A 4,338-nucleotide genomic window follows, 5' to 3' on the forward strand; every position below is an offset into this window, starting at 1 on the left:
CATCATAGAGTCATTTGCCGGACGCGAAAGCGGGGTCGCATTGCGAATGCATGCAGCGTGCCTGTGGGCGTGGATTTTTTCCGCGACTGAAGTGAAAACACCATTGCACACCCGCGTTTTCCCCTGCTATACGCCGCTCATCCGGGTCAGCCGACCCGCCTGATACGGGGGAGTAGTGCCCCTATAGCTCAGCTGGTAGAGCAACTGATTTGTAATCAGTAGGTCCGCGGTTCGAGTCCGTGTGGGGGCACCATTTATCCAATAACTTAGCGGATTATGGTTGGTCACTTAAGCTATCTGACCATCAGTATCCTTAGACCAGCAGCGACCCTAATAGCCCAAGGTGGATCAAACACCTCGTATCAATTGTCGACCTGATCGTATCTGATGCATCTTGACCTCGCTTCAAAGGTCAAATACCTAAAACATCACCGAAGCGGGCGTTGTGTAATGGTAAGACCTCAGATTTCCAATCTGATGATAGGGGTTCGATTCCCCTCGCCCGCTCCATAGCTACTTTTTAGACTCGTAAAGACGCATCTACATGTGCTTGAAATAATGTGGTTTTTAGGTATTGTGCGCGCTAGCTTAGCTAGGTGAAGGTTCTTGTTCGAATGCCGTCGCCCGCGCTAGTTTCGCATCTATCAAAATGCCTCTGATGCTTTTGGTCGCCTTGTGAAACGCTCGGTTCAGTTCTATGTCCGTCGGTACGTGACAAAGGACTGCATATGGCCGAGACCCCAAAAAAAGCAAAACCGGAGGACCGGCCTGTCAGTAAGCGGGTGAGTGCGCTTACGGCGCTTTGGCCCTTCATGAAGCCCTACCGTTACAATATGATCGGCGCCGGATTTGCGCTGGTCTTTACCGCGATGATTTCGCTCAGCCTGCCGATTGCGGCGGGACAGGTCGTGGATACATTCGGCCTGGCCAGCAATGAGATCAGCCAGCACTTTGTCACGATGCTTGCAATTGCGGTGCTGCTCGCCTTCGGCACCGCGCTGAGATATTATCTTGTGACCCGGCTCGGCGAACGCGTGGTCGCTGATATCCGCAAGGCTGTCTTCAACCGCATGATCAGCATGAGCCCCGCGTTCTATGAACGTATTATGACTGGTGAAGTCCTCAGCCGGATCACGACCGATACGACGCTTATCTTGTCGGTGATCGGCAGTTCTGTGTCGATCGCGCTACGCAACATCCTGATCTTTATCGGCGGTGTGATCTTGATGCTGCTGACCTCGGTCAAGATGAGCGTGATGGTTTTGTGGCCTATTCCGGTGGTCCTGTTCCCCATCCTGTTTCTGGGTCGCCGCGTGCGCAGTCTTTCCAAGGAAAACCAAGATCTCATTGCCGAATCGAGCGGAGACGCGTCTGAGCAGCTCTTGTCTGCCCAGACCGTTCAGGCGTTTACCCACGAAGAGTTGAGCCGCGCAAAGTTCGATGCGGTCACAGAGCAAAGTTATCGTTCTGCCCGGCGTCGTATCATGACCCGTGCGGCGCTGACGGCAATTGTCATTTTCATGGTTTTTGCTGCCATCGTCCTGTTCTTGCAGATGGGGTCGCGTGACGTTGTCGCCGGTGAGATCACCGAAGGCGGGCTTGTGCAGTTCATGATCTACACAATCATGGTGGGCGGTGCGGTTGCGGCCCTTTCAGAGGTTTGGGGCGAATTACAGCGGGCTGCCGGTGCGACCGAACGGTTGGTGGAGCTGTTGACCGCCGAGGACACAGTGCGCGACCCGGCGCAACCCGACGTCCTGCCAACCCCGGTCAAGGGCGCACTGAGCTTTGAAGGCGTGCAATTTCATTATCCGTCACGGCCGCAGATATCTGCGCTTGATGGCATTGATCTTCATATTGCACCGGGTGAAACCGTGGCTCTTGTCGGCCCGTCCGGTGCAGGCAAAAGCACGATCATTCAGATGGTTCAGCGGTTCTATGACCCACAGGAGGGCGCCGTTCGTCTTGACGGCATGGACCTGCGCGATCTGGACCGCTCTGAGTTCCGCAAGCATATTGCGCTGGTCCCGCAGGACCCCGTCATCTTTGCTGACACCGCGCGCGAGAACATTCGGTTTGGACGACCGACTGCATCAGACGCAGAGGTCGAAGCGGCGGCCAAAGCTGCTGCCGCCTATGATTTCCTGATCGCATTGCCTGATGGCTTTGACAGCTATGTTGGCGAGCGTGGTGTGATGCTCTCGGGGGGGCAAAAGCAGCGGATCGCGATTGCACGCGCCATCCTGCGTGACGCGCCTGTGTTGTTGCTGGATGAGGCGACAAGCGCGTTGGACGCGGAAAGTGAATATGCGGTGCAACGTGCCGTGGAGGAGCTGGCGCGCAACCGCACGACCCTGATCGTTGCACACCGCCTTGCGACCGTCAAAAAGGCGGATCGCATCGTTGTGCTGGAAGACGGCAGGATCGTCGCCCAAGGCACGCATGATGCGCTGGTGGCGCAAGGTGGCCTTTACGCCCGGTTGGCCAGATTGCAGTTTACCGAAGGTGTCGCCGCAGAATAGCCTTGCGTTTTTCGTAGCGTAAGACTTGTGGTCGGCACTGTTTTTCCCCAACCTGCTGCGTCAGGGAGGCCTTGCGGCATAGCGTGGCATTGAATGAGGGAGGAGACGGCATGGCTTTTGCAAGTGTTGCTGATCGGGACGCCATTGAGAATGAAGAGCCGTGGGAGGCGCGGAATACGCCCACGACGACCTATGAGTTATTGAGCCGGACCGCCACAAAGCATGGCGTGCGCAAGGCTGTCAGCTATAGCCTGCTTTCTGATCCGGACGCCAGATGCGAAACCCTGACCTGGAATGAGTTGCGCGACAAGACCGGGCAGGCTGCCAACCTTTTCCGCAGTCTTGGTGTTGGTGAAACTGATGTCGTTGCCTATCTGATGCCAAACGCGACAGAGACGGTTCTGACGTATCTGGGCGGTCAGGTCGCCGGCATCGTAAACCCGATCAACCCGCTATTGGAGGCCACGCAGATCGCTGCGATCCTGCGTGAAACGAACGCCAAGGTGCTGGTGACGCTCAAAGCTTTTCCGAAAACGGACGTGGCCCAGAAAGCGGCGGAGGCCGTACGTCTGGCTCCCAATGTCACCCATGTGCTGGAAGTGGACCTGCACCGTTATCTGACCGGTTTCAAGCGGCTGATCGTGCCGTTGATCCGGCCAAAGAACCCTGTGGCGCACAAGGCGAAGGTCCTTGACTTCAATGCCGAGTTGCACAAGCAGCCCAAGACGCTCGGCTTTGAAGACAGCAAGACAGACCGTGTCGCGGCTTACTTTCACACCGGCGGTACGACCGGCATGCCAAAGGTCGTGCAGCACCGCTATTCCGGGATCGTCTACAACGCGTGGCTGGGGGATCGGCTGCTCTTTACCGAAGAGGACGTACAGATTTGCCCGTTGCCGCTGTTCCATGTTTTCGCGACCATCGTTTCGTTGGGGGCATCGCTGGGATCGGGCGCGCAAATCGTTCTGCCCACGCCGCAAGGGTATCGGGGTGAGGGCGTTTTCGATAACTTCTGGAAGCTGGTCGAAAAGCACAAGGTCACGTTCATGATCACGGTTCCGACAGCGATGTCGGCCCTGATGCAGCGCAAGGTGGATGCCGATATCTCGACCTTGCGTCTTGCATTCTGCGGTTCGGCGCCTTTGCCTCTGGAGCTTTACCGGCGTTTCGAAGAGGCTGCGGGCGTTACCATTTGCGAAGGCTATGGTCTGACCGAAGCGACATGTCTTGTGTCGATCAACCCGCCGCTGGGCGAGAAACGGGTTGGTTCCATCGGAGTGCCGTTCCCCTACACAAGCGTTAAGATTGTTGATGCGGCCAATGGAGAGATTTTGGGGACCGATGAAATCGGCGAGATCTGCGTATCCAATCCCGGCGTGTTTGACGGCCAAACCTACACAGAGGCCGAAAAAAACAAAGATATGTTCTACCCTGGTCCAAAATCGAGGGCGCAATTTTTGCGCACGGGAGACCTTGGGCGGGTCGATGCAGACGGATACCTTTGGATCACTGGCCGCGCCAAAGACCTGATCATCCGTGGGGGGCACAACATTGATCCTGCCGAAATCGAAGAAGCCTTGGCAGGCCATGATGCCGTGGCATTTGCCGGGGCCATCGGGCAGCCGGACGAACATGCGGGCGAAGTCCCTTGCGCCTATGTCGAACTTGTCGATGGTGCCGCTGTGACCCAAAAGGAATTGCTGGCCTTTGCCAAAGAGCATATCCACGAACGCGCCGCACACCCCAAATATCTGGAAATACTGGACGAACTGCCAAAGACGGCCGTTGGCAAGATTTTCAAACCGGACCTGCGCAA

At 56.6% G+C, this 4,338-nt stretch carries 2 protein-coding genes and 2 tRNA genes; all 4 read left to right on the forward strand.

What is annotated here, in order from left to right; genetic code table 11:
• Positions 1-177: 177 nt before the first annotated feature.
• A tRNA-Thr gene (locus R6T97_RS09865) sits at positions 178-253 on the forward strand.
• Positions 254-436: 183 nt separating this feature from the next.
• Positions 437-510 (forward strand) — tRNA-Gly (locus R6T97_RS09870).
• 218 nt (positions 511-728) lie between these two features.
• Positions 729-2,522: an ABC transporter transmembrane domain-containing protein gene (locus R6T97_RS09875; RefSeq protein ID WP_410349125.1), complete on the forward strand. Its 1,794-nt coding sequence runs from the start codon at positions 729-731 to the stop codon at positions 2,520-2,522.
• Between the two features lie 110 nt (positions 2,523-2,632).
• The coding region (locus R6T97_RS09880; protein WP_410349126.1) for an acyl-CoA synthetase at positions 2,633-4,338 on the forward strand (1,706 nt) is incomplete at its 3' end.

The organism is Yoonia sp. (genome assembly GCF_046498525.1).
Taxonomy (GTDB): Bacteria; Pseudomonadota; Alphaproteobacteria; order Rhodobacterales; family Rhodobacteraceae; genus Yoonia.

What these genes read in the sequence shown, in the direction of transcription:
- R6T97_RS09875 (WP_410349125.1), top strand. Translation starts at nt 729, where the DNA reads ATGGCCGAGACCCCAAAAAAAGCAAAACCGGAGGACCGGCCTGTCAGT.